Below are 24,449 nucleotides of genomic sequence, written 5' to 3'. Positions count from 1 at the left end.
CGGGCGCCTTCTGCCACAATAGCTTTCTGGTTGCGCGAATGCGCGAGCCCACCGCGCCGATACGCAAATCGAATCGACGCTTGACGAATTCAAGGAACCGCCGTGTCCTCTTTCTCGACCGATGCGCCGTCGCAGACGGCTGCGCCGACTGCCGTTGCTGAAGACCTCGCTTTCCCCGAACTGACCTATGCCGACGTGCGTGCCGCGCTGCTCGCCCGTGAGGAAATTGCGTTGCTCGACGTTCGCGAAGAAGATCCATTCGCGCAGGCGCACCCATTGTGGGCGGCGAACCTTCCGCTCTCGCGCGTGGAGATCGACGTCTGGGCGCGCATACCGCGCCGCGACACGCGCATCGTCGTCTACGGCGAGCATGGCGGCGAGGATCTGGCGCCGCGCGCTGCCGGCGTGCTGCGCAAGCTCGGCTACACCGACGTCAATTGTCTCGCGGGCGGCCTCGACGGTTGGATCGCGGCTGGCGGAGAAGTCTTTCGCGACGTCAACGTGCCGAGCAAAGCCTTTGGCGAGTGGGTCGAAGGGTTGCGGCATACCCCGTCGTTGTCCGCGCAGGAAGTTCAGGCACTGCTCGATGCGCGCGCCGATGTGGTCGTCGTCGACGCGCGCCGGTTCGACGAATACCAGACCATGAACATTCCCGGCTCGACCAGCGTGCCCGGTGCCGAACTCGTGCTGCGCGTGCGCGAACTCGCCCCGAACCCGGCCACGCGTGTGATCGTCAATTGCGCCGGACGCACACGCAGCATCATCGGCACGCAATCGCTCGTGAACGCCGGTCTGCCGAATCCGGTGGCGGCGCTGCGCAACGGCACCATCGGCTGGACGCTCGCCGGTCAGACACTCGAGCGCGGGGCCGATCGCCGGCCCCCGGCCGTGGTGAGCGACGCTACCCTGAACGTCGCGCGCGCTGGGGCCCGTGCCATCGCCGATCGTGCGGGCGTGCGCCGAATCGCGGTGGGCGACGTGCCCGCACTGAATGCGCCTGGGCGCACCGTCTATCGCTTCGACGTGCGTACGCCGGAAGACTACGCAGCCGGGCACTTGCCCGACTTCGCCAGTGCGCCGGGAGGGCAACTGGTGCAGGAGACCGATCATCATGCGCCGGTGCGTGGCGCGTGGATCGTGCTCGCGGACGACAACGGCGTGCGTGCCGACATGACCGGTTCGTGGCTCGCCCAGATGGGCTGGACCGTCTACGTCGTCGAGCCGCATGGCGACGAGGCGCGCAGTGCTCAGGGCGGATGGCCGTTGCATACGCCGAGCGCGGCCGATGTCGAGACCGTCTCGCCGGCGGTGCTCGCGCGCTGGCTTGACGAGTCAGCGCCTGGCCAGATCGTGGTGCTCGACGTCACCTCGGGCGTCAACTACGTCAAACGCCACATTCCGGGGGCGTGGTTCGTCATTCGCGCGCGCCTGGCCGGGGCCTTGCGGGAGATCGGCCCTGCGCAGCGGTACGTGCTCACTTGTGGCTCCAGCTTGCTTGCGCGCTTTGCGGCGGCCGATTTGCGGCGTCTGACCGATGCCGAAATCGTGGTGCTCGACGGTGGCACGCAGGCGTGGACCCAGGCTGGGCTGCCGCTCGAATCGGGACCGACGCGGCTGGCGAGCCCGCGCGACGATCGCTATCGCCGTCCGTACGAGGGCACTGACAACGCTGCCGAGGCGATGCAGGCGTACCTCGATTGGGAGTATGGGCTCGTCGACCAGCTGCATCGCGATGGAACGCACCATTTCCGGGTGGTGTGAGCGAGTCAAAGGGACGCCCGGTGGTGCAGGGCGGGGGAGTGTTGCGTTGCCGTCAATCGGGGGGGGGCAGACGTGGCATACTCCCCACCTTCTGACGCCGCCGCCTGACGCCACGATGTGAACTCGGTTCACGCGGGGGCGAACCGGTGCCGACTCGCTTTCGAACCCATCATGCCATTGCAGCGCTTCATTGCCCGCCGACTGGGCGCTCTCACCGAACCGAGCACCCGTATTCCTTATGCCTGGGTGTACCACGAGCCCGACGTATTCCTGCAGCGCACGTCATCGTTGAGCGTTGCCAAAAAATACCTGCATCGCCGCTTGCGTCTTGCGTTGAGTGGGCAGTCGAGCCGAGAGGTGCGTCGGGTGTCGCCGGGTGCGCGCGTGCTGTGGATCTATGGGGGCAAGGCATCGGTCGGTGATGCGGTGATGGATATGTCGGGCCGTGCGTTGTTGCGTGGGCGCGAGGGGCCGGTCGATTTGTTGATTACGCCGGGCTTGAAGGGGGTGTTCGAGGGCGACGATATTTTCCGTCACGTGTACGACGATCCGGCGAGTGTGAAGCCGGGCGATTACGACGTCATTGTGTTGCAGGAGTTCAACTATCCGACGTTGCGGCTGAAGCGGAAATATTTCCCGTCGCTGCCGTTTGCGTGTTTGTTCCGATTCTTTCACGGGCCGGACCGCAACCAGACCCAGTTCAGCCTTGCGGCGGTCAACGACGTTTTTTCGCTGGGGTTGGCGTCCGACGACTTGTTCGCGCGCGCCAAGCCTTACTTGCGGCAGGAAACGGCGTTGCCGGCGTCGGTCGTGGGGCAAGTATTGCCGGGGGCGTTCCTGGTGTTGGCGATGGGGGGTGTCGAGCCGCGCCGGACGTATGCGCATTGGCGGGAATTCCTTCAGGCGTACGACATTGCGTACCAGCCGGGGATGCCGGATGGCGTAGTGTTGCTGGGGTCGGGCAATGGTGTGGATGCGGCAAACGCGTTAATGGAGGCGAAATTTGTCCATCTGAAGCTGACATCTTTCGTGGGTCAGTTGACGTTGCGCGAAGCGAAGCGGGTGATTGCGAACGCGGCGTTATTCGTGGGTGCCGATGGTGGGTTGATGCATGTGGCGCACACGACGTTGACGCCGAGCGTCACGTTGTTTGCGAAGGCGGAGCCGCCGTATCTCAGGCTCACACCGGGATGTCAGTCGACGCCGTTGCAGACCGATTCGGATGTGAGTGCGGTGGATGCAACCGAGTTGGCGGAAACGGTGGTGTCGGCGCTGGCGAGCATGCCGACGAGGTGAGGGATGGGGGGGGGGGAGGGGGTGTTACGGGAAGAGACGGATCGGGGCCCCTTTCTGCAGCGAGTTGGGTTTATGTCTGAGAGGCGGAAAGGGGCCCCGGTCCGTCGTTGAAGCACTGAAGGGGTACGAAGCAGAGGTACGAAGCAGGGGGCCGCATCAGCGACCACAATCGGCGTCATGCAACACCGAGCGGGCCCCCGATCAAAGCGCCGCGCTATAAATGGCAAATGCATCGGCCTGGGTCACTTCGCGCGGGTTATTCACGAGAAGTCGGGTTTGCAGCATCGCGTCGCTGGCCAGACGGGCGATGTCGGTTTGTTTCACGCCGACTTCGCGCAGCGTGCGGGGGATGGCGGTGTCGACGATCAGCGATTCGATGTGTCGGATGAGGGCATCGGTCTTGGCTTCGTCGCTGCCTGAGGCCTTGGCGGGCAGAATCACTTCGGCCAGTTCCGCGTAGTGGTGGCTGGCGGCGGGGGCATTGAAGCGCATGACGTGAGTGAGCACGAGCGCGTTCGAGAGGCCATGTGCAACGTGAAAGATGCCACCGATCGGATAGGCCAGGGCGTGAACGGCGGCGACCGGCGAATTGGCGAACGCTTGTCCGGCGAACATCGCGCCAACCAGCATGGCTTCGCGAGCGGCGCGATCGTTGCCGTCGTGACAGGCGCTCAGCAGATTGCGCGAGAGTAACGCCAGCGCTTTCACGGCGAGCGTGTCCGAGATCGGATTCTTCAGATGGGCGGACGTATAAGCTTCGATCGCGTGCACCATCGCGTCGATGCCTGTGGCGGCCGTGGCCGCGCGGGGTAGACCGAGCGTGAGTTCCGCGTCCAGAATCGCCAGATCCGCAAAAAGCTGCGGCGAGACAACCCCCATCTTCGTCGTCTCGCCCGTCGTCACGATCGACACGGCCGTCACTTCCGAGCCCGTACCGGCCGTCGTCGGCATCTGCACCAGCGGCAGGCGCGTGCCCGTCACCTTCTTGATGCCATACATCTCCTTGAGCGATTGCGCGCCAGGCAGCAGCACCGCAAGCAGCTTCGCCACATCCATCGACGAGCCGCCGCCCAACCCCAGCACGATCTCCGCGTCGGCAGCGCGAGCGCGTTGGGCCGCTTCCAGCACCACATGCTCCGGCGGGTCGGCGATCACATCGTCGATCACCGACACCTGCCAGCCATGCCTGGCGAGATCCGTCAGTGCCGGAGACAGCAAGCCGCTCTTGTGTAGAAAGCCGTCCGTCACCACACACAAACGCGTGCCCGTCGGATATTGCTCGCGCAGCAATGCCCCCAGACGACGCGCTGCGCCAAATTCCACAACGACGGTCGGAACCGTCTGGAAACGAAAAGCGTTCATGGCCGATATCCTCGTGAGACCTTCACTACCCCGTGCGCGACAAGTCTGCCGCGATCTATCCGGTCGATGCGGTTGACGTCGTCGGGCGCCGCGCCGCGCGCCACCGAACGATGCGAGCCTGAGCCTGATCTGTTACCCAGCCATCACAATTGCAGGCACAGGTACTTCATTTCGAGGTATTCCTCGATGCCATAACGCGACCCCTCGCGACCCACCCCCGATTGCTTGATGCCGCCGAACGGCGCCACCTCATTCGAGATCAGGCCGGTGTTCAGACCCACCATGCCGTACTCGAGCGCCTCCGCAGTGCGCCATGCCCGCGCGATGTCGCGCGTGTATAAATAAGCCGCGAGCCCGAACTCCGTATCGTTCGCAAAGGCGACGGCGTCCGCGTCGTGCGTGAAACGGAACAACGGCGCGACCGGACCGAAGATTTCCTCACGCGCCACGCGCATTTGCGAAGTGGCCTCCGCAATCACCGTCGGTGTGTAATAAGTGCCGCCCAGCGCGTGCGCGGTGCCGCCCACCAGCACGCGAGCGCCGCGCGACTTCGCGTCGTCCACCAGCGCCACGACCTTCTCGACCGCCTTGCCCTCGATCAGCGGGCCGACCACCACGCCGTCTTCCAGGCCGTTGCCCACCTTCATGCCCGCCACGCGCTTGGCGAATTTTTCGGCGAAGGCGTCGTAAATGCCGTCCTGAATATAGAAGCGATTTGCACATACACAGGTCTGCCCGCCATTGCGGTACTTCGCCGCGATCGCGCCGTCAACGGCGGCGTCGAGGTCGGCATCGTCGAACACGATGAACGGCGCATTGCCCCCCAGCTCCAGCGACATGCGCTTGACCGTCGGCGCACACTGCGCCATCAGCAGTCGGCCCACCGCCGTGGACCCCGTGAACGACAACTTGCGCACCCCCGGATGCGACGTCAACACACCCCCCACCGCGCGTGCGTCGCCCGTTACCACTTGGAACACACCGCCCGGAATGCCGGCGCGGTGCGCGAGCTCGGCCAGGGCAAAAGCGGAGAGCGGCGTCAGTTCCGACGGCTTCACCACAATCGCGCAGCCCGCGGCCAACGCCGGGGCCACCTTCCGCGTAATCATCGCTGCCGGGAAATTCCACGGCGTGATCGCCGCGCACACGCCGACCGGTTGCTTGAGCGTGACCAGACGCTTGTCCGAGGCGGGCGTGGCGAGCACGTCGCCATCCACACGCTTGGCTTCTTCCGCAAACCACTCGATGAAACTCGCCGCATAGGCGATCTCGCCACGCGCCTCCGCCAGCGGCTTGCCCTGCTCGCGCGTCATCAGATACGCCAGGTCGTCCGTGTTGGCGACCATCAGATCGAACCAGCGGCGCAAGACCGCCGCACGTTCCTTGCCAGTGCGCGCGGCCCACGGCTTTTGCGCAGCTTCCGCGGCCGCGACGGCCCGCGTCGTCTCCGCCGCGCCGAGTTCCGGCACCTTGGCCAGGACTTCACCGGTGGCCGGGTCCAGTACGTCGAGCGTCTTGCCGCTGTCGGACGCAATCCATTGGCCATCGACCCAGGCGAGTGTCTTGAAGAGGGAGGTGTCTTTAAGTTGCATGGCAGTTGGCCGGGCTCGCCGGCAGTTCCGGTTGGGGAAACGACGCACGGCAGTCTCTCGAATTGCCGCTTGCCGTTCCATCTATTGAACGATATTCTATGTATTGAACCTCATTCTACGTAGCGAACGTTTTCCGTGCAACTCAGGGTTTTCCGAAGGCGGCATTCCCATCACTTGCCCGTACCCTACGGGCGGCGTAGCCCGCCCCGATCCATTTCGACCCTTCTGAAGCCGATTTCCGATTCATGCCCAAGCGCAAACTTGATATCCCCGCCAACGATGCCCGCGACGGCGAACCGCTCAAGACCACCGCGCCCGCTGTGGTGCGCGCCGTACGCATCCTCGATGTGATTGCGGCGGCGGCCGAGCCGATCGCGCTGGCCGATCTAGCGAGGGAGACGGGCGTGCCCAAGAGCACACTGCACGGCCTGTGCGACACGCTGGTCAAGTTGCGGCTCGTGAAGCGCCACGCCAATGGCGGCATGACGATGGGCTCGTACGTGATGGGATGGGCGAATGCGTTCCTGTCGCAGACCCACGTCACCGAAGAATTCCGCGCGGTCTGGGAGGCGTCGTCCGCCTTCGAGCAGGAGACCGTCACGCTGTCTGTGCTCGATGGCACCGACGTGATCTATCTCGCCTGTCACAACGGCAATCGGCCGCTCGGCGTGACCTTCCGCATCGGCATGCGGTTGCCCGCGCCCTACACGGCGACCGGCAAGGCCATGCTCTCAACGCTGCCGGCGGATGAGGCCGCCGATCTGCTCGCCGGTGCCTGGCCCGCGCCGCTCACGCGTGCCAGTGTGGCGACGTATGCGGCGTTGGCCGAAGAGATGGCGCAGGCGCGTCGCGATGGCTACTCGATCGACAACGGGCAGATGCGCGAAGGCATGATCTGCTTCGGCGCACCGGTATTCGATGCGAGCGGTGAGCGCGCCGTCGCGGGGCTCGCGGTCAGTTTCGTCACGAACGACATCGACTTGGCAACGGGCCGGCGCCTCGGGCGCCAGATTCGCGAACTGGCCGATCAGTTGTCGGTACGGCTTGGAGCGTCGGCGCGACGCTGAGACATTGCGCCGGTACGGTGCTAACCGTCCTGCGTCCTGCCGCGTTGCTGTCGGATCGGTTGGGAATCCCATTGGCGATCGATTCCGGAGTGATCCTGGATTGATTTCGAAGTAATTTGAGACCAACTTCCGACGTCACCGGACAAAGAGGCTCGTTTTTCCTTCGGACTTATCCCAAATTCGGCGGCAAAAAAGGCGCGAGTTTGCGCAGGGATCTCGTTGATTTGTGGCGTGGCGAGCCCGTCCAGGGCGCAGGGTTACCGGATCGCCTCGATCTGGAAGGGAGCACGGCCCGACCTGCCGTCAGCGGCGTGCCATCTTCCTGTCAGGTGCGTGATGACTGGCCGACAGCGTGGCGTCGCCGTTCGATTGTTATCGTTGGCGGAACAGTCATGTTCGATTCTGCCGGCTATTCCCCTAGGGTTTTCACTGGCATCATTTGGCCTTGACCGATGTCCAGACAAGCCAGCGGAAGCGCGGGGAAGCGCGATCCGGGCGGTGCCATGGGGCGGACATCCATTCGGGAAGCACTACGCCATGTCCAATATCGCAATCGTCTATTACTCGCAAGGCGGCGCGACCGCCATGATTGCGCATTCCGTCGCCCAAGGGGTCAACGACGCCGGTGCGCATGCGCAATTGCTGAGCATCGAGCCGCATCAATTCATCGACGGGCAGTGGCACGACGAGGCCATGCTCATGCGTCTGGCTTCGGCGGACGCCATTATTTTCGGCGCCCCGGCTTTCAAGGGCGGCATCGCCGCGCCGTTCAAGGCGTTTGCCGATGCGACGACCGGCATGTGGCGCCTGCTCGGCTGGCGCAATAAAGTGGCTGGCGGGTTTTCGTTCAGCTATCGTCCCGGCGACGACAAACGCGGCACGCTGGACTACTTCGCGGCGCTCGCCGCGCAGCAGGGCATGTTGTGGGCCGATGCCGACGACGGCGAGATTGCGCCGCGCGCGAGCGCATCCCTGCAACCGCTCGCCAGTTTTCCGGCCGTCACGGCACCCGGAGGGGATGTCGATGCCGCCTACGCGCTCGACCCGGTGGACGTGATCGCCGGCAAGCAATACGGTCGTCATGTCGCGGCGCTCGTCGCGCGTCTGGCTGGCGAGGTGCTCGAGTCACCGGCCGTGCTGGCACGTCGCGCACGCGAAGCGGCCGAGCGCCGACTGTGATCGTGATCGGCAGCGTCTGAGCGCTGTCAATGCGTGTCAGACGGCCGCTCGAATTCAGTTGCTCGGCGCGCCTTGCGCCGGTTCGGCATGGATTTGCAATACGGCGTCGCGTTTGGCGAGCAAATGCTTGCGCAGGATGTCGCCGAGGCGTTTGCCGTCGTGCTTTTCCAGCGCGTCGATCATCTGCTCGTGCTCGGCAATGGCGCGATCCCATTTGTCCGCGTGGAAGTTCGAGCGAAAACGCAGCGCCATCAACCGGCGGTTGATCGCGACATAGGTCTGGCGCAACGCCCCGTTGCGCGCGGCTTCATTGATGCGATCGTGAATCGCCTGATTGCGTGCGTAATAGCCCGGCAAATCCTGCTGCGCGCGACACGCGAGCATCGCATAGTGCAGCGCCTTGATTTCGGCCAGCTCGACCGGCGTCATCCGTTCGGCGGCCAACTCGCCTGAAAACGCTTCGAGCGCGCTCATCAGCTCGAACATCTCCCGGATTTCCTTCTCCGTCATGCGGGCAACACTTGCCCCGCGATTCGGCGCAATCTCGATCAGTCCCTCGGCGGCCAGCACTTTGAAGGCCTCGCGCAGCGGCGTGCGCGAGATGCCCAGCGTCTCGCACAACTCCCGTTCATTGAGTTTCACGCCCGGCGATAGCACGCCCTCGATGATGAGCTTGCGCAGGTGCTCGACGACCGTGTCGTGCAAGCGCAGGCGCTCCACTCGGGGAATGTCTGGGGCGGCAATCGTCGACGTGTTTTCCATGCTTTGCATTCAAAATCCGTAAATCTCTATGGTCGTGATTGTAACGTATGGCGCGACGCGCTCGTGTCTCTAGGGTAAACGACTGTATTAAAACGGCTTCCTGCCTCTTGCGAAAGTGGCGTGCTCTGCTAAAGTATTTTGCATGCAAAATTCAAAAGAGAATTTTCAAGAGGAGAAAGACGTTCATGCTGAAGCTTGATTTTCATCCCTCGGGCCGCCATTTCCTGCAAATTCCAGGCCCCAGCCCGGTGCCCGATCGCATTCTGCGCGCCATGAGTTACCCGACGATCGATCATCGCGGCCCGGAATTCGGCGCGCTCGGCCGCAAGGTGCTCGCCGACATCAAGAAGATTTTCAAGACCGAGCAGCCGGTGGTGATCTACCCGGCATCGGGCACCGGTGCGTGGGAGGCGGCGCTGTCGAACACGCTCTCGCCGGGGGATTCTGTGCTGATGTTCGAGACGGGGCATTTCTCCACGTTGTGGAAGAAGATGGCCGAGAGTCTCGGCCTGAAGCCCGAGTTCATCGGCCTGCCGGGGACCGACGGCTGGCGCCGCGGGGTGCAGCCCGACATGATCGAAGCGCGTCTGCGCGCCGACACCGGGCACGCGCTCAAGGCCGTGTGCGTGGTGCATAACGAAACCTCGACGGGCGTCACGTCTGACATCGCGGCCGTGCGCCGTGCCATCGACGCGGCCGGACATCCCGCGCTGTTGCTCGTCGACACGATTTCGGGCCTGGGCTCGGCCGATTACCGTCATGACGAATGGGGCGTGGACGTCACCGTCTCGGGCTCGCAAAAGGGACTGATGCTGCCGCCGGGTATCAGCTTCAACGCGGTCTCGACCAAGGCGCTCGACGCCGGTCGCCACGCAAAACTGCCGCGCGCGTTCTGGGGCTGGCAAGACATCATCGAAGCGAACAAGAACGGCTACTGGCCGTACACGCCGAACACGAACCTGCTGTATGGCCTGTCCGAAGCGCTCGACATGATCTTCGAGGAAGGGCTGGACAACGTGTTCGCGCGCCACCAACGCCTGGCCGAAGCCACGCGCCGCGCGGTGCGCGCGTGGGGGCTGGAGATTCAGTGTCAGGACCCGTCGGTCTACAGCCCGGTGCTCACCGGCGTGGTCATGCCGCAAGGCGTGGACGCCGACGACGTGCGCAAGCGCATCTACGAACGTTTCGACATGTCGCTGGGGCAGGCGCTGGGCAAGATTCGCGGCACGATGTTCCGCATCGGGCATCTGGGCGACTGCAACGACCTCACGCTGATGGCAACGCTTTCGGGGTGCGAAATGGGGCTGCGGATGTCCGGCGTGAAACTCGCCGGGTCAGGCGTGGTTGCCGCAATGGACTACCTGGCGCAAGCGCGGGACACGCCGTCGCTCAAGGTGGCCGCCTGAGGCGTCGTCGTCGCAGGGACTGGGAGATGGGGGGGCCGCCACCGTCTGGGGCGCCCCTGCAGTGAACGCTTGATCTGTCCTTCAGACGGCACGGGGCCACACCATAGAAGGGCCCCGGCCGCCGCAACACCTTTTGCGCCGCCGGCATGTTGCCGGCGCGCTTCACAGGCTGTTTCAGGAGACATGCAATGAAGCTTTTCAGAGCGACCCGGGTCGTGCTGGTGATGCTATGCGTCATGTATTTCATCACCTATCTCGATCGCGTCAACGTCAGCACGGCCGCGGCCGGCTTCGGCAAGGAATTCAATCTCAACAAGACGGAAATCGGTCTCGTCTTCTCGGCATTTGCCTACCCCTACCTGGTCTTTCAAATCATTGGTGGCTGGGTGAGCGATCGCTTCGGAGCGAAGCGTACGCTGCTCGTGTGCGGTGCGTTGTGGGCGGTCGCGACGATCCTCACCGGCATGGCGGGTGGTCTCGTCACGCTGTTACTCGCGCGCCTGCTGCTCGGCCTTGGCGAGGGCGCCACGTTCCCGGCCGCCACGTCGGCCATGTCGCGCTGGGTCGCCAAGGAGAAGCGCGGCTTTGCGCAGGGCATCACGCACGCGGCCTCGCGCATCGGTAACGCCGTGGCGCCCGCCGTCGTCGTGTTCATCATGGCCACGCATGGCTGGCGTGAATCGTTCTATCTGTGCGGGATCGTGAGCCTGGTCTGGGTCGCGGTGTGGGGGCTCACGTTTACCGAGCGCCCGCAGGATCATCCGCGCATCACGACCGAAGAACTCGCCCTGTTGCCGCCGGTGAAAGCCAAGCGCGCGTCGTTGCCGTGGGGACCGCTCTTCAAGCGCATGATGCCGGTCACCATCGTGTACTTCTGCTACGGCTGGACGCTTTGGCTCTTCCTGTCGTGGATTCCCCAATACTTCCTGCACAGCTACGACCTCAATCTGAAGAAGTCGGCGCTGTTCGCCTCGAGTGTGTTCTTCGCCGGTGTGCTCGGCGATACGTTGGGCGGTATCGTGACCGACAAACTGTACGAGCGCACCGGCAGCCTGAAGCGCGCACGTAGCTGGATGGTGTCGATCTGCATGCTGCTCACGTTGCTCTCGCTCGTGCCGATGCTGTTCACGCACCAACTGTATGTGTCGGTGGCATGCCTGGCGTTCGGCTTCTTCTTCGCCGAGATGACGATCGGGCCGATGTGGTCGATTCCGATGGATATCGCGCCGGAACACTCGGGCACGGCCAGCGGCATGATGAACACCGGGTCGGCACTGGCTGCGATTCTCTCGCCGGTGATCTCGGGGTATCTCATCGATCGCACGGGCAACTGGGAATTGCCGTTCGTCGGCAGCATGATGCTCATGGCCCTCGGTGTCGTGCTGGCCTTCCGCATGCAGCCCGAGAGCAAATTCTCCCTCGATGGCGACGCCGCCGCAGCGAGCAACACCCGTCAGGCCGTCTGACTTGCGCATAACCCCTGCCGGGCCGGCGTCACGCCTGCCCGGCAGGATCGTCTCGCCCCGATTTGCCCTGGGTCCGTCCCGTCCAACACCCGCAACGTCATGAATTCCCAATCGAACTCTCGCGCGAATGCGCATGCGAATCTCGTCGGCCAGCCGGTGCCGCTCATGCCGATGCGGCGCGGCGGCGTTGCGCTTACGCCTTTGCAGGACCGTCTGCGTCGCGAGCTGCGCGGCGATGTGTGCTTCGATCGCGCGAGCCGTGGCCGCTACGCGACCGACGCGTCGATCTATCAAATTTTTCCGATCGGCGTGGTGGTGCCGCGCGATCAGGACGATCTGATCGTCGCCCTCGATATCGCGCGTGACCTGCGCGTGCCGGTGCTTGCGCGCGGCGCGGGCACGAGCCAGTGCGGCCAGACTATCGGCGAGGCGCTCGTCATCGACAACAGCAAGTGGCTGGGCCGCGTGGTGGCGTTCGACGCCGTGGCGCGCACGGTCACCGTCGAGCCGGGCATCGTGCTCGATCACCTGAACGCGTGGCTCAAGCCGCACGGCCTGTGGTTCCCGGTGGACGTGTCGACGGCCGCGCAATGCACCGTCGGCGGCATGACGGGCAACAACTCGTGCGGCTCGCGCTCCCTCGAGTACGGCAACATGGTGCACAACGTGCTGAGCATCGATGCGGTGCTGGCCGACGGCGCGCAACTGCATTTCGGTGCGCTCCATTCGCCGCCCACCGACGCCCGCACGCAGGCGATTCTCGCGAGCGTGCACGCCATTGCCATGCGCGAGCGTGAGGAATTGCGCGAGCGTGTGCCGCGCGTGCTGCGGCGTGTCGCGGGCTACAACCTCGATCTGTTCGACTGCCTTAACCCGCGCGCCTATACGGACGACGGCGTCGCCAACCTGTCGCATCTGCTGGTCGGCTCGGAAGGCACGCTGGCGTACAGCCGCCAGATCACGCTCAAGCTCGTGCCGCTGCCGGTGCACAAGACGCTGGGCGTGGTGAACTTCCCCACGTTCTATCAGGCGATGGATCTCACACAGCACATCGTCAAGCTGGGGCCGGTGGCGGTGGAACTGGTCGACCGCACGATGATCGACCTGGCGATGGACAACCCCGCGTTCCGTCCCGTGATCGAGACGGCGCTTGTCGGCGATCCGCAAGCGATTCTGCTGGTGGAATTCGCGGGAGACGACGCCGGCGCGCTGCGTGCCAGGCTCGACGATCTCGCCACGCTCATGGCGGATCTCGGGTTGCCGGGCGTCGTGGTGAAGATGCCCGACGCGGGGCCGCAGAAAGCGCTCTGGGAAGTGCGCAAAGCGGGCCTGAACATCATGATGAGCATGAAGGGCGATGGCAAGCCGGTGTCGTTCATCGAAGATTGCGCGGTGCCGCTGGAACACCTTGCCGAATACACGCGGCGTCTGACCGAAGTGTTCCATCGCAACGGCACCGAGGGCACATGGTATGCGCATGCGAGCGTGGGCACGCTGCACGTGCGGCCGATCCTGGACATGCGTCGCGACGGCGCCGTGAAGATGCGTGCTATCGCCGAGGAGGCGGCGGCGCTCGTGCGCGAATACAAGGGCGCCTATTCGGGCGAGCACGGCGACGGGCTGTGCCGCGGCGAGTGGGTGGCGTGGCAATATGGTCCGCGGCTGAACGCGGCGTTCGGCGAGATCAAGCAACTGTTCGATCCGGACAATCGCTTCAACCCGGACAAGATGGTTCGTCCACCGAAGATGGACACGCGCGAGTTGTTTCGCTTCGCACCGGGCTACGCCGCCCAATCGATCGCGCCCGCGCTCGACTGGACGGCGTGGAACGTACAGCGCAACGCGCTGACCGGCGAGCAGACGGCGCCCGACACCGGCACCGATGCCACACACGGACTCGCGTCGGCCGTCGAGATGTGCAACAACAACGGGCACTGTCGCAAGTTCGACGCGGGCACGATGTGTCCGAGCTACCGCGTCACGCGCGACGAGCAGCACGTCACGCGCGGACGTGCGAATACATTGCGTCTGGCCGTGTCGGGGCAATTGGGCGAGGCGGGGCTCGCCAGCGACGACGTCAAGGCGGCGCTCGATCTGTGCGTGTCGTGCAAGGGTTGCAAGCGCGATTGCCCGACGGGCATCGACATGGCGCGCTTCAAGATCGAGGCGCGTCACGCGCGGGCCAAGCGTCACGGCGTGTCGCTGCGCGACAAGTTGATCGCCTATCTCCCGCGCTACGCCCCATGGGCCAGCCGCGTGGGCGGTCTGCTCGATGCGGCGCAGCGGCTGCCGGGCAGCAACGCGGCGAAGCGCTGGCTCGGCCTGGCGCCGGAGCGCTCGCTGCCGGCGCTGAAGGCTTCGTTCCTGGACCATCAGGTGCCGCTGGCGGACCCGAGCGCGGGAGATTCGGCGGGGCTGCGCCAGGTGCTGCTGTTCGTCGACACGTTCAACAATTACATGGAGCCGGAGAACGCGCGCGCCGCGAAGCGCGTGCTCGAAGCCGCCGGGTACACCGTTCACGTGAATCGGCGGGCGGGCGAGCGGCCGTTGTGCTGCGGTCGCACGTTCCTCGCGGCGGGGCTCGTGGATGAGGCGAAGGCGGAGGCGCGGCGCCTGCTCGACGCGCTGATGCCGTTCGTCGAGCGCGGCGTGCCGATCGTGGGCCTGGAGCCGTCGTGCCTGCTGTCGCTGCGTGACGAGGTGCTGAGCTACGGCTTTGGCGATGCGGCCCGCAAGTTGGCCGACAACGCGTTTCTCTTTGAGGAATTTCTGGTTCGTGAGAAGACGGCGGGGCGCTTCGACGTCGCCTGGCGCGCGCTGCCCGACGGTGTGGGCGAAGCCCTGGTGCACGGGCACTGCCATCAGAAGGCGTTCGACGCGTTCTCGCCCGTCACGGCGGTGCTTGGATGGGTGCCGGGGCTGAAGGTATCATCGATCGAATCGTCATGCTGCGGCATGGCGGGCAGTTTCGGATACGAGGCCGAGCACTATGACACGTCGCGAGCGATGTCCGAATTGACGCTATTGCCGGCGGTCAGACAGCGCGGCGAGAATGCCATTGTGGTTGCCGACGGCACCAGTTGCCGGCATCAGATCCACGATGGCGCGCAGACGCAAGCGCTTCATGTGGCATGTGTCCTGGACCGCGCGCTGCCCGCGTGAATGCCGTTTTTTTGCAAACGTCTTTCAAAGGATTGTGATGCCCGATTCGGACAATACGGCTTCGGCCTCTTCGGCCTCTTCGACCGCCGCCTCCGGGCGTCTTGCGGTGCCGCCGGTCGCCCGTGTGGGAGATTCGCTTGCCCAGGTGGCCACGCCGTCCTTGCTGCTCGATCTCGACGCCTTCGACGCGAACGTCGCGCGCATGGCGAGCGCGGCGGCCGCGCGCGGGGTGGCGGTGCGTCCGCATGCCAAGGCGCACAAGTGCGCCACGATTGCCCAGGCGCAGATGGCGGCGGGCGCGGTGGGCATCTGCTGTCAGAAGATCACCGAGGCGATTCCGTTCGTCAACGCGGGCATCGGCAGCATCCACATCAGCAACGAGTTCGTTGGCGAAGCCCGTGTGGCGCTGGCCGTGGCGATGGCCGCGCGCGTGACGCTGTCCGTGTGCGTGGACGACGTGCGTCAGGTGGCGCCGCTCGGCAAGGCGGCACAGCGCGCCGGTGTGCGCATCGCGGTGTTGCCCGAGGTCGATGTGGGGCAGGGGCGTTGCGGTGTCGATTCGACGCAGGCCGTGGGCAAGCTGATCGACGCGATCGATCATTACGAAGGGCTGCGCTTCGGCGGGTTGCAGGCGTATCACGGCAGTGCGCAGCATGTTGATAGCTGGGACGCGCGACGCGACACGGCGCGGCTTGCCGCCGATCGTGCGGCGGCCTATGTGCGCTTTCTGGAGGCGCGCGGCATCACCTGTCCCGTGGTGACCGGCGGCGGGACCGGCACGGCCGAGTTCGACATCGAGAGCGGCGTTTATACGGAGGTTCAGCCTGGCTCGTATGTGTTTCTCGACGGTCATTATGGCTCGCTGGAATGGCGCGGCGACTGGCGCTTTCGTCATGGGCTCTTTCTCGCGTCGACAGTCATGAGCACAGCGCGCGCGGGCATCATCGTTTGCGATGCGGGACTCAAGAGCGTGGCGACCGATTCCGGGTTGCCGCGCTTCTGGTCGTCGCAACAGGCGGGCCAGCCGCAATACCGCACGGCGTCGGACGAGCATGGCGTGCTCGAACTGGCGTCGCCCGACGAGGACGGCGCTCCCTGGCTCGGCGAGCCGATCCTGCTTGTGCCGGGGCATTGCGATCCGACGGTCAATCTCTACGACCGATACGTCGCGGTGCGACACGGACGAGTCGAAGGGCTGTGGCCTATCGAGGCGCGTGGACTCAGTCAGTGAGCACGAGCGGGGCATGGCCGATCGGGATGGACGCCGATACGTCGCGTCCGCGCCAAATATTTTGGGGCGGGGGCTTTCCAACCTTCGAAAACCGCGCTATAGTCTCACTTCTTCGCCGTACGGGGGTATAGCTCAGCTGGGAGAGCGCTTGCATGGCATGCAAGAGGTCAGCGGTTCGATCCCGCTTACCTCCACCAAAACGGAAGACTTTATGTCCCCTTCGTCTAGAGGCCTAGGACATCACCCTTTCACGGTGAGTACAGGGGTTCGAATCCCCTAGGGGACGCCAGATTTACCGGCGTGACTCTCGGAGCTTTCCGAAAGCACGACGCTCAATCGGTTGTCGACAAACGCGCTTGGCTTCATCGCCAAGCGCGTTTTGTTTTTCTGCGGTGGATTGCGCGTGCATCCACGGCATGCGATGCGGCAATCGCAGACGCGAACGCACGCAATGGCCGTCGCGCTTAACGCACCGGCGAACTCGCCCGCTTCCCCACCACCGTTTTCCACGGGCGCACGCGCCACGACTTCACCAGTCCATGGGCTACGTAGGGATCGGCGTTCGCAAACGCTTCCGCCGCAGCCGGCGAGTCGCCTTCGAAGAGTAGGGCGGCCGTGTCGACGGGGGATTCCAGGGCGCCGGCCAGGAGCAGTTCGCCGCGTTCGGCCGCTTGCCATGCGAGCGCCAGATGCGCGTCGCGGTACTGACCTCGCCGTTCGAGATAATCGTCGACGAGGTCGTAGGTGAGCAGGTAATGCATGGTCATGCCTCCGTTGAGTTTGCTGCCGTACCGCGCCATTATCCGCAAAACGCCGACGGCAGGGCAGAGGGCTACGCGTGACGCACCGCTACCCCGTAAGTGCTCACTATGCGTTGGTCCTGCTCCCTCGCGGAAAACGCTTCCCACATCAAGCCGTTGCAATCGGTGCTGCTCGAGTATTCCGGGGCGGCGTCGTCCTCGAAGCCGACGTGTCGCAGTTCTCCGGCGCGTGATGGCGATTGATTGATCGAGAAGTTCAGCAGATCGGTGCGCCACATGGCGTACGCACCCGGCACGACCGCCGTTGGCGGCTGACCGAGACGGACCGAATAGTCCTGGATGGACTCGTCGAGATCGCGCACGGCGAGTGCGATGTGGAAGCGCTTCATAGGGTCTCCTGACGGTGAGCATAGCGATGCATCGACGCGGGGCAGTGTGAGTGCCCGCTCGCGTGGCAAGCAGAGCGTCGATGAAGCCCATCATAGAGCGCGTTGGAAGGCCCAGCCAGACGAGCCGCTATCCCGGTATTCAACGTAATGGGGTATGTCGCCGCTCCCGATAGAGCGCCCGACGAAAACGCCGCGAGGCGAGTGAGCGGGCGCTTACTGGGGGCGCTGAAAATCGTTCTCGATCCACGCGCGTGCGCTGTGGCGCGAGAGCTTGAACGTGGGCGGCACCTTGACCGACGCGAGGGTTTCGCCGAAACGGTCGACGGCGCTCAGCATGGCGTGGGGGTCGTAGTCGTCGGGCACGATGTCGAGCGTGACGTCGATGTCGCCGTCGGGGCCGTCGACGCTCACGCGCTTGTGCAACTGGGCGCGCAACTGCTGTTCGTGACGGCGCAGCACTTCGTCGGCCGTTTTCACCAGCGTGTGGAAAGCGCCAACATCGAGCGGCTTCGGATTCTTCTTGTCACGCCCCATGGTCCAGGGACCGACGAGCGCCGGCTCCGATTCGCCGTCCTTGTACATGGCGACCGCCCAGCCGTCGTCGTCCTCGTTCTTGACGACCTTGGCCGTCCATCCGTCGTCGCGCCAAAGGCGGGCGTCGTGGATGGCATCGCCGCTATCGGCGGAGTTCTCGGTCGAAAGAAGGTTGGCGGGGGTGGCAGTCACTGGCGGCGATCGGTGCGTGGGGATGGGCGGATGATGGTGCGAGGCGCGTCGAAGCGCCCGGCTGGAGGATGCGATTTTACCGCGTCCGGCCAAAGCGCGGACGCATTCGCTGCGCTGCGTAGGCAAACGCGTGATGCCAGCGTCAACCGCTCACTCGTTGGCGATCGCCAGCGCCACGAGCAGCAGCACTGGCAGCAACACGCACCAGAACCCCGTGCCGTGATACGCGAAGCCGCCGAAAACGGCCCCGACAGCGAACGCCGCCAAGGCGGGAATCATCTTGCGCAGGCGCGCTCGCACGGCGTTGTCGTCGCTGCAATGACCGCTCGCCAACTCGACGATATCGATCACGATTTGCGTAGTGTTGCCGGTCATGATCGTGGTGGGGGCCAGATCGGCGAGCACCAGGCGCCCGACGGCATTCTGGATCGCGAGGGCAGCCACGCCGAACATGCCCGACAGAATCGCCAGCGGCGCATCGGCCGAGATGATGGGTTGTGCCGCCATGCCCACGATCATGAAGCCGAGCAGCAGCAACGTTTGCACCACGAGCAGCCGCCGCAGCGGCCGTCGTTCCGTTCGCGAGAAGCGCTGCACCACGAGTTTTACCAGCGCGACGACGATGACGAACACGGGCAGTGCCAACAGTTTGGCCAGCACGCCGACATGGGTGCTCGCGACCAACTGCACGCCGATCATCACGAAGTTGCCGGTCACGTGCGCGGTGAACAGTCCGAACAACGCGATGAAGCCCACGACGTCGATATAGCCCGCCACGAAGGCGAGTGTCATGCCGATGGCCGTGGGTTTGGCAAAGTGGCTCACCCACGTGCGCGCGACGGTGGCGGCCTCGGTCGGCGTGGGGATGTGGCGGGGGGCACCCATGGCAGCTCCTCTGTCGACTTGCATGGCAGGTTTTGCGCATCCGGTTCGGCATGCGAGGCAAGCGCAGGCGGGCACGGGGTGCGAGTGAAGCATATCACCACCGTATGCGGGACGGACGCGCGGTGACACCGCGCAGCGTCGATCCCGCAGACGATCGCATCACCGTTTCCGTGAGGCGTCGGCGTGCCCGGCGAGAATGTTTCGGGGCTGATAGCATGTCTTATCGCATGTTTCGAGTGCGCTCACCGTCATGCCAAACTTCGAGGAGCCTTCCGATGTCGATCTCTCTTTATCGCGCCACCGTCCCGGTCTATCTGCGTGGCCTGACCGTCATGGCCGACTACCTCCAGAAGGCGCGCGCGCATTGCGATGCGAACGCGCTCGACCCCGCAACGATTCTCAAGGCGAAGCTCGCCCCCGATATGCTCGACTTCGTGGCGCAAGTGCAGCGCGTGAGCGACACGGCCAAGTTCGCGGTCGCGCGAATCACGGGCGTGGAGTCGCCGAAGTTCGACGACAACGAGACGACGTTCGACCAACTGCGCGATCGCGTCGCGAACACCGAGGCGTTCATCGCCGGTATTCTCGAAGATCGATTCGACGGGGCCGAGTCGCGACAGATCACCCTGAAGTTCAAGGACCATCAGACGACGATGGACGCGGTCGACTATCTGTTGAAGTTCGCATTGCCGAACTTCTATTTTCATGTCACGACCACGCACGACATTCTGCGCGCGCAAGGCGTGGCGGTCGGCAAGGCGGATTATCTCGGCCCGTACGAGACGCAGAAAATCTGACCGGCGCGTGCCGATTGGCAGCGCCGGCGGGAAACGCGCCGATGCGGGCTGACCAAAGCCGCCGCGTCAGCGCGTGGAGCCGGCACGATGCAAGCGCCTCTCGTGCATCAGGGAAGGGACGACGGCAGAGACGGCAGACGCGGTTCCATCATGGCGAGTACCGTGCGCGCGGCTTCGTCCGATGAGGCCGGATTCTGGCCCGTGACCAGCCGGCCGTCGCCGACCACATGCGATTGCCAGTTGTCGGCCTTCTCATACAACCCGCCCAGCCGTTTGAGTTCGTCTTCGACCAGGAACGGCACCACGTCGGTGAGACCGACGGCGGCCTCCTCCTCGTTGGTGAAGCCTGTAACGTGGCGCCCCCGTACGAGCGGCTCACCGTTCTCGCTGCGCACCTGACGCAGCACCCCCGGCGCATGGCAGACGAAGCCGATGGGCTTGCCGGCGCGCTCGAAAGCTTCGATCAGACGGATGGAGTTCGGGTCTTGCGCGAGATCCCACAGCGGGCCGTGGCCGCCGGGGTAAAAGACGGCGTCGTAGTCGGTGACCTTGACGTCGGCGAGCCGGAGGGTGTTCGCCAGCGCCTGCTGCGCGACCGAGTCTTCACGGAAGCGTCGCGTGGCATCGGTCTGGGCATCGGGCTCGTCGCTTTTCGGATCGAGCGGCGGCTGGCCGCCTGCGGGGGACGCCAGCGTGACCGCCAGTCCCTCGTCGATGAACACGTAGTACGGTGAGGCGAATTCTTCGAGCCAGAAACCGGTCTTCTTGCCCGTGTCGCCGAGGCGGTCGTGCGAGGTCAGCACCATCAGGATGTTCATGAATCGTCTCCTTGTCGAGTCGGCCATTCGGGCAATTCTACCCGTCATGGGGCACGCTCGCCCGCGACAGGCTCGCGCGCGTCTCTTGTGAGCCAAATTCGCAGAAAGCGGTGATCGAATTCGATTTGCGGAGCATCGGACGTCCGCTATGCTTGTGCGGATGCCGGCACCGCCCGCCGCCATTCAGCCCACGCAAGACCCTACGACCCGGCGGCGACTGCCGTCCTCAGGAGCAAGACATGCAATTGATCGGAATGCTCGATTCCCCCTACGTGCGCCGCACGGCGATTTGCCTGAAGTTGCTGGGCCTACCGTATGCGCATCACGCGCTCTCCGTGTTTCGAACGTTTGACGAGTTTGCCGACATCAATCCGGTCGTGAAGGCCCCGACGCTCGTGACCGACGACGGCACGGTGCTCATGGACTCCACGCTGATCCTGCAATACCTGGAGACGCTGGTCGATCCGGCGCAGCGGCTTGTACCGAGCGATCCTGCCGAGCGTTTGCGCGCATTGCGCCTGACGGGCCTGGCCTTGGCGGCGTGCGAAAAGTCGGTGCAACTGGTGTACGAGCGCGAACTGCGTCCGAGCGAGAAGCGGCACGTCCCGTGGACCGATCGCGTGCGCAAACAGGTGCATGCGGCCTTTCACGCGCTGGAGGTTGAACTGGCGCAAGTGCCGATCGTGGCGACGCCGGACCGGATCGGCGAGCACGGCGTAACGATCGCCGTGGCATGGCGGTTCCATCACCTGTTGGTGCCGGAACTCGACTTCACGGCCGAGTTTCCGGAAGTCGCCAGCTTTTCCGTGCAGGCGGAAGCGCTCCCGGCGTTTCTCGAAACACCGCCGACCTGACCGACACGGCGGCGGCACACGCCCGGCGCCGGACGGCTTGCCGTCCGGCAGGCGGGGTCAGCTCTTGAGCCGGTAACCGGTCTTGAACATCCAGGCGACGATGCTCAGGAAGACGGCGAGGAAAACGAGCGTCATGCCCAGACTCACCCCGACGCTCACGTCCGCCAGTCCGTAGAAGCTCCAGCGAAAACCGCTGATGAGATACACAACCGGATTGAACAGCGTGACGGTACGCCAGAACGGCGGCAGGATGTGCGTCGAGTAGAAGCTACCGCCGAGAAAGGTGAGCGGCGTGATGATGAGCAGCGGCACGAGTTGCAGTTTCTCGAAGCCGTCGGCCCAGATGCCGATGATGAAACCGAGCAGGCTGAACGTCACGGCCGTGAGCACCAGGAACAACACCATCCATATCGGATGTTCGATGCGCAGCGGCACGAACAACGCGGCCGTGCCGAGCATGATCACCCCGAGCACGATCGACTTGGTGGCTGCCGCGCCCACGTAGGCAATCACGATCTCCATATACGACACCGGCGCGGAGAGGAGTTCGTAGATCGTGCCGGTGAAGCGCGGGAAATAGATGCCGAACGACGCGTTCGTGACGCTCTGCGTGAGCAGCGAGAGCATGATGAGGCCCGGTACGATGAACGCGCCGTAAGGCACGCCCTCGATTTCGGGAATGCGCGAGCCGATGGCCGCACCGAACACCACGAAGTACAGCGAGGTCGAGATGACCGGCGAGATGATGCTCTGCATCAGCGTGCGACGCGTGCGTGCCATCTCGAAGTTGTAGATCGCCCTGACGGCGTAGAAATTCATGGCGCGGCTCATCCTTCTTTCCTGTGCACGAGCGAGACGAAGATATCTTCGAGCGAGCTTTGCGTCGTATGCAGATCCTTCACCGAGATACCGGCGCGTTCCATGTCGCGCAGCAGGGTGGCGATGGACGTCTGCTCGATGTTCGCGTCGTAGGCGAAGACGAGTTCGGTGCCGTTGGCGCCAAGCGTGAGGCCGTAGGCGGCCAGCGCCTCGGGCACGGCGCTGAGCGGCTCGGTCAGTTGCAACGTGAGTCGCTTGCTGCCCATGTGCCGCATCAGCTCGGTCTTCTCCTGCACGAGCGTGATCTGCCCGCCGGTGATGATGCCCACGCGATCGGCCATCTCCTCGGCTTCTTCGATGTAGTGTGTAGTGAGGATCACGGTCACGCCGGTCTCGCGCAACGAGTTCACGAGACGCCACATGTCGCGACGCAACTCCACGTCGACCCCGGCGGTCGGTTCGTCGAGGAACAGCACGCGCGGCTCGTGCGAGAGCGCCTTGGCGATCAGCACGCGCCGCTTCATGCCGCCCGAGAGCTGCATGATGCGGCTGTCCTTCTTCTCCCACAGCGAGAGCGAGCGCAGTACCTTTTCGATGTGCGCCGGATTCGCGGGCTTGCCGAACAGGCCGCGCGAGAACGAGACGGTGGCCCACACCGACTCGAACGAGTCCGTGGTCAGCTCCTGCGGAACCAGCCCGATGGCCTCACGCGCGGCACGGTAGTCCGTGACGATATCGTGACCGTCGACGGTGACCGTGCCCGAGGTCGGACGCACGATGCCGCAAATGGTGCTGATGAGGGTCGTTTTGCCGGCGCCGTTCGGGCCGAGCAGGGCGAAGATCTCGCCGCGCTGGATTTCCAGATTGATGTTCTTGAGCGCCTGGAAACCGGTCGCGTACGTCTTCGACAGATTCTGGATTGAGATCACGGATGGCATGGCGGCGACGATAGCACAGGCGTGAAGAACTTGTTGGGCACGCCGCGCGGGGCGCAAAAAGGCGGGCAGCGGGGCCGTCGTCGGCGCCGATACCCGCCCACAGCAACGAAGCGAGCGGCCGGACAAGCGCCCGGCGCGCTTCGATACCTCAGCCCTTCGGCATTTCCTTCGGCACGATCACCATCCAGTTCATGCCGAAGCGATCCTTGACCATGCCAAACGTCTTCGCGAAGAAGGTCTCGCCGAGCGGCATGTTGACCTCGCCGCCGTCGACGAGTGCGTGGAAGGCCTTCTCGGCCGCGGCCACTTCGGCGAAGTCGACCGACAGCGAGAAGCCGTCGAACTTGGGCTTGCCGCTCACCATGCCGTCCGAGGCCATCACCATCGAATCGCCAATGGTGAATTCGCCATGCATGATCTTGTTCTCGCTCCCGGGCGGCAGCATCCCCGACGGACACGGCTCCGGGCTCTCGCCGTAGCGCATGAGCATGCCGCGCTTCGCGCCCAGCACTTTCTCGTAGAACGCAATGGCTTCTTCGCAACGACCTTCAAAAAACAAATAGGAATGGACTTGCATGGAACGCTCCTCTCGATTCGGAAAAAGGGGGGGCGTGGCGACGCCCCGGCAGACAAGGATTACGGTGCGAACGTCATGGGTACCGACGCGTGCTCGTGCACCACGCGCCAGCGACCTTGCGTCTTGCGATAGCCCACGGTCGCGCGCACGGTGGCGCCGTGCGTCTGTCCGTCGGGGCCGGTGTTGCGAACCACATTCACACTGTGGCTGAACGCCAGATCGCCGGCGTGCACGAGATGCCACTGCGTGACTTCGAAATGGATTGGCCCGACCGTGTGGCCGAACCAACCCTCGAGCAGACGGCGATACGCCTCGGTGCCGCGATGCTCGATGGGCGGCATCACATCGAACACGACGACGTCAGGGTCGTAATGCTCGAGCAACGTGCCAACCGACTTGCTGCGCACGGCGTCGAGCCATGCCGAATGAATCGCCCGAATGGCGGCTTCGTCGCCGTGTGCGGGATACGTCTCAACCATAGTGCCTCCTGATGTAAAGCGAGTGACTTCTGGTGGGGAACGGCAACGGCGACGATACGCCCCTGCCGCCCGGTACATCGAGACATGATGCACCGCAACTTGTCTTTGTGGACAGTGTACAC

22 protein-coding genes and 2 tRNA genes are annotated in these 24,449 nt (G+C 64.5%); 12 read left to right on the top strand and 12 right to left on the bottom strand.

The genetic code is table 11. The annotated features are described in order from the left end of the window. Window positions 1-180 precede the first annotated feature (180 nt). Both PCE31106_RS12270 and PCE31106_RS12265 read left to right on the top strand, forming a co-directional pair. Window positions 181-1,761 (top strand): rhodanese-related sulfurtransferase, encoded by a 1,581-nt coding sequence (locus PCE31106_RS12270; protein ID WP_254441019.1) that lies wholly within the window; start codon window positions 181-183, stop codon window positions 1,759-1,761. Between the two features lie 171 nt (window positions 1,762-1,932). Further along, window positions 1,933-3,057 (top strand): glycosyltransferase family 9 protein, encoded by a 1,125-nt coding sequence (locus PCE31106_RS12265; protein WP_150563434.1) that lies wholly within the window; start codon window positions 1,933-1,935, stop codon window positions 3,055-3,057. Window positions 3,058-3,258: 201 nt separating this feature from the next. Here PCE31106_RS12265 and PCE31106_RS12260 read toward each other — a convergent pair whose 3' ends face one another. Together PCE31106_RS12260 and PCE31106_RS12255 are read right to left on the bottom strand one after the other, a co-directional pair. Further along, on the bottom strand, window positions 3,259-4,419 hold the full coding sequence (locus PCE31106_RS12260) for an iron-containing alcohol dehydrogenase (RefSeq protein WP_150563433.1): 1,161 nt from the start codon (window positions 4,417-4,419) through the stop codon (window positions 3,259-3,261). Window positions 4,420-4,562: 143 nt separating this feature from the next. After that, complete coding sequence (locus tag PCE31106_RS12255) at window positions 4,563-6,011, bottom strand: NAD-dependent succinate-semialdehyde dehydrogenase (protein ID WP_017235229.1); 1,449 nt, start codon at window positions 6,009-6,011, stop codon at window positions 4,563-4,565. Window positions 6,012-6,256: 245 nt separating this feature from the next. Between PCE31106_RS12255 and PCE31106_RS12250 the strand changes: the two genes are divergently transcribed. Both PCE31106_RS12250 and PCE31106_RS12245 read left to right on the top strand, forming a co-directional pair. Then, a complete protein-coding gene (locus PCE31106_RS12250) occupies window positions 6,257-7,078 on the top strand; it encodes an IclR family transcriptional regulator (RefSeq protein WP_017235230.1) in 822 nt (273 codons plus the stop codon). Between the two features lie 537 nt (window positions 7,079-7,615). Then, entirely contained in the window at window positions 7,616-8,257 is a 642-nt protein-coding gene (locus PCE31106_RS12245) for a flavodoxin family protein (RefSeq protein WP_174975140.1), read from the top strand. A 54-nt stretch (window positions 8,258-8,311) separates the two neighbouring features. Here PCE31106_RS12245 and PCE31106_RS12240 read toward each other — a convergent pair whose 3' ends face one another. Then, a complete protein-coding gene (locus tag PCE31106_RS12240) occupies window positions 8,312-9,028 on the bottom strand; it encodes a GntR family transcriptional regulator (RefSeq protein WP_017235232.1) in 717 nt (238 codons plus the stop codon). Between the two features lie 176 nt (window positions 9,029-9,204). On the opposite strand from PCE31106_RS12240, the gene PCE31106_RS12235 reads away from it, so the two are divergent. From PCE31106_RS12235 to PCE31106_RS12210, 6 genes are all read left to right on the top strand, one after another. Beyond that, window positions 9,205-10,425 carry a pyridoxal-phosphate-dependent aminotransferase family protein gene (locus tag PCE31106_RS12235; protein ID WP_150563431.1) on the top strand — a complete coding sequence of 407 codons (1,221 nt, stop codon included), beginning with the start codon at window positions 9,205-9,207 and terminating at the stop codon, window positions 10,423-10,425. Window positions 10,426-10,613: 188 nt separating this feature from the next. Next, window positions 10,614-11,891 carry an MFS transporter gene (locus PCE31106_RS12230; RefSeq protein WP_017235234.1) on the top strand — a complete coding sequence of 426 codons (1,278 nt, stop codon included), beginning with the start codon at window positions 10,614-10,616 and terminating at the stop codon, window positions 11,889-11,891. Between the two features lie 99 nt (window positions 11,892-11,990). Further along, the gene (locus PCE31106_RS12225) at window positions 11,991-15,053 is read left to right on the top strand and encodes an FAD-binding and (Fe-S)-binding domain-containing protein (protein WP_150563430.1); all 3,063 of its coding nucleotides are present in this window, start codon (window positions 11,991-11,993) and stop codon (window positions 15,051-15,053) included. Between the two features lie 37 nt (window positions 15,054-15,090). After that, window positions 15,091-16,284 carry a DSD1 family PLP-dependent enzyme gene (locus PCE31106_RS12220; protein WP_437343809.1) on the top strand — a complete coding sequence of 398 codons (1,194 nt, stop codon included), beginning with the start codon at window positions 15,091-15,093 and terminating at the stop codon, window positions 16,282-16,284. Between the two features lie 121 nt (window positions 16,285-16,405). Beyond that, window positions 16,406-16,481, top strand: a tRNA-Ala gene (locus tag PCE31106_RS12215). Between the two features lie 16 nt (window positions 16,482-16,497). Beyond that, window positions 16,498-16,573 (top strand) — tRNA-Glu (locus tag PCE31106_RS12210). Window positions 16,574-16,748: 175 nt separating this feature from the next. Here the strand turns inward: PCE31106_RS12210 and PCE31106_RS12205 are convergent. The 4 genes from PCE31106_RS12205 to PCE31106_RS12190 all read right to left on the bottom strand — a co-directional run bounded on the left by PCE31106_RS12205 (window position 16,749) and on the right by PCE31106_RS12190 (window position 19,045). Beyond that, entirely contained in the window at window positions 16,749-17,045 is a 297-nt protein-coding gene (locus PCE31106_RS12205) for a YciI-like protein (RefSeq protein WP_026132214.1), read from the bottom strand. A 71-nt stretch (window positions 17,046-17,116) separates the two neighbouring features. Beyond that, a complete protein-coding gene (locus tag PCE31106_RS12200) occupies window positions 17,117-17,434 on the bottom strand; it encodes a VOC family protein (protein WP_150563429.1) in 318 nt (105 codons plus the stop codon). 213 nt (window positions 17,435-17,647) lie between these two features. Further along, window positions 17,648-18,160: a hypothetical protein gene (locus tag PCE31106_RS12195; RefSeq protein WP_150563428.1), complete on the bottom strand. Its 513-nt coding sequence runs from the start codon at window positions 18,158-18,160 to the stop codon at window positions 17,648-17,650. 150 nt (window positions 18,161-18,310) lie between these two features. Next, entirely contained in the window at window positions 18,311-19,045 is a 735-nt protein-coding gene (locus PCE31106_RS12190) for a YoaK family protein (RefSeq protein ID WP_150563427.1), read from the bottom strand. Between the two features lie 275 nt (window positions 19,046-19,320). On the opposite strand from PCE31106_RS12190, the gene PCE31106_RS12185 reads away from it, so the two are divergent. Further along, entirely contained in the window at window positions 19,321-19,842 is a 522-nt protein-coding gene (locus tag PCE31106_RS12185; RefSeq protein ID WP_150563426.1) for a DUF1993 domain-containing protein, read from the top strand. A gap of 107 nt (window positions 19,843-19,949) precedes the next feature. On the opposite strand, the gene PCE31106_RS12180 is transcribed toward PCE31106_RS12185, so the two are convergent. Next, entirely contained in the window at window positions 19,950-20,660 is a 711-nt protein-coding gene (locus PCE31106_RS12180; protein WP_150553013.1) for a type 1 glutamine amidotransferase domain-containing protein, read from the bottom strand. 239 nt (window positions 20,661-20,899) lie between these two features. Between PCE31106_RS12180 and PCE31106_RS12175 the strand changes: the two genes are divergently transcribed. Further along, entirely contained in the window at window positions 20,900-21,514 is a 615-nt protein-coding gene (locus PCE31106_RS12175) for a glutathione S-transferase (RefSeq protein WP_150563425.1), read from the top strand. 57 nt (window positions 21,515-21,571) lie between these two features. Here the strand turns inward: PCE31106_RS12175 and PCE31106_RS12170 are convergent, their stop codons facing one another. The 4 genes from PCE31106_RS12170 to PCE31106_RS12155 form a co-directional block, all read right to left on the bottom strand. Beyond that, the gene (locus tag PCE31106_RS12170) at window positions 21,572-22,333 is read right to left on the bottom strand and encodes an ABC transporter permease (protein ID WP_026132215.1); all 762 of its coding nucleotides are present in this window, start codon (window positions 22,331-22,333) and stop codon (window positions 21,572-21,574) included. Between the two features lie 8 nt (window positions 22,334-22,341). Next, on the bottom strand, window positions 22,342-23,271 hold the full coding sequence (locus PCE31106_RS12165) for an ABC transporter ATP-binding protein (RefSeq protein ID WP_150563424.1): 930 nt from the start codon (window positions 23,269-23,271) through the stop codon (window positions 22,342-22,344). Between the two features lie 148 nt (window positions 23,272-23,419). Next, a complete protein-coding gene (locus PCE31106_RS12160; protein ID WP_150563423.1) occupies window positions 23,420-23,848 on the bottom strand; it encodes a VOC family protein in 429 nt (142 codons plus the stop codon). Window positions 23,849-23,907: 59 nt separating this feature from the next. Next, on the bottom strand, window positions 23,908-24,327 hold the full coding sequence (locus tag PCE31106_RS12155) for a YybH family protein (RefSeq protein WP_150563422.1): 420 nt from the start codon (window positions 24,325-24,327) through the stop codon (window positions 23,908-23,910). Window positions 24,328-24,449 lie beyond the last annotated feature (122 nt).

It is taken from the genome of Pandoraea cepalis, assembly GCF_902459665.1.
GTDB classification, from domain to species: domain Bacteria; phylum Pseudomonadota; class Gammaproteobacteria; order Burkholderiales; family Burkholderiaceae; genus Pandoraea; species Pandoraea cepalis.
This window is presented reverse-complemented; position numbering and strand designations above follow the sequence as displayed.

Bases quoted from the DNA above. Each gene is read 5' to 3' on its own strand.
- PCE31106_RS12265 (WP_150563434.1), top strand. From the start codon at position 1,933: ATGCCATTGCAGCGCTTCATTGCCCGCCGACTGGGCGCTCTCACCGAA.
- PCE31106_RS12260 (WP_150563433.1), bottom strand. From the start codon at position 4,419: ATGAACGCTTTTCGTTTCCAGACGGTTCCGACCGTCGTTGTGGAATTT.
- PCE31106_RS12255 (WP_017235229.1), bottom strand. From the start codon at position 6,011: ATGCAACTTAAAGACACCTCCCTCTTCAAGACACTCGCCTGGGTCGAT.
- PCE31106_RS12250 (WP_017235230.1), top strand. From the start codon at position 6,257: ATGCCCAAGCGCAAACTTGATATCCCCGCCAACGATGCCCGCGACGGC.
- PCE31106_RS12245 (WP_174975140.1), top strand. From the start codon at position 7,616: ATGTCCAATATCGCAATCGTCTATTACTCGCAAGGCGGCGCGACCGCC.
- PCE31106_RS12240 (WP_017235232.1), bottom strand. From the start codon at position 9,028: ATGCAAAGCATGGAAAACACGTCGACGATTGCCGCCCCAGACATTCCC.
- PCE31106_RS12235 (WP_150563431.1), top strand. From the start codon at position 9,205: ATGCTGAAGCTTGATTTTCATCCCTCGGGCCGCCATTTCCTGCAAATT.
- PCE31106_RS12230 (WP_017235234.1), top strand. From the start codon at position 10,614: ATGAAGCTTTTCAGAGCGACCCGGGTCGTGCTGGTGATGCTATGCGTC.
- PCE31106_RS12225 (WP_150563430.1), top strand. From the start codon at position 11,991: ATGAATTCCCAATCGAACTCTCGCGCGAATGCGCATGCGAATCTCGTC.
- PCE31106_RS12220 (WP_437343809.1), top strand. From the start codon at position 15,091: ATGCCCGATTCGGACAATACGGCTTCGGCCTCTTCGGCCTCTTCGACC.
- PCE31106_RS12205 (WP_026132214.1), bottom strand. From the start codon at position 17,045: ATGCATTACCTGCTCACCTACGACCTCGTCGACGATTATCTCGAACGG.
- PCE31106_RS12200 (WP_150563429.1), bottom strand. From the start codon at position 17,434: ATGAAGCGCTTCCACATCGCACTCGCCGTGCGCGATCTCGACGAGTCC.
- PCE31106_RS12190 (WP_150563427.1), bottom strand. From the start codon at position 19,045: ATGGGTGCCCCCCGCCACATCCCCACGCCGACCGAGGCCGCCACCGTC.
- PCE31106_RS12185 (WP_150563426.1), top strand. From the start codon at position 19,321: ATGTCGATCTCTCTTTATCGCGCCACCGTCCCGGTCTATCTGCGTGGC.
- PCE31106_RS12180 (WP_150553013.1), bottom strand. From the start codon at position 20,660: ATGAACATCCTGATGGTGCTGACCTCGCACGACCGCCTCGGCGACACG.
- PCE31106_RS12175 (WP_150563425.1), top strand. From the start codon at position 20,900: ATGCAATTGATCGGAATGCTCGATTCCCCCTACGTGCGCCGCACGGCG.
- PCE31106_RS12170 (WP_026132215.1), bottom strand. From the start codon at position 22,333: ATGAATTTCTACGCCGTCAGGGCGATCTACAACTTCGAGATGGCACGC.
- PCE31106_RS12165 (WP_150563424.1), bottom strand. From the start codon at position 23,271: ATGCCATCCGTGATCTCAATCCAGAATCTGTCGAAGACGTACGCGACC.
- PCE31106_RS12160 (WP_150563423.1), bottom strand. From the start codon at position 23,848: ATGCAAGTCCATTCCTATTTGTTTTTTGAAGGTCGTTGCGAAGAAGCC.
- PCE31106_RS12155 (WP_150563422.1), bottom strand. From the start codon at position 24,327: ATGGTTGAGACGTATCCCGCACACGGCGACGAAGCCGCCATTCGGGCG.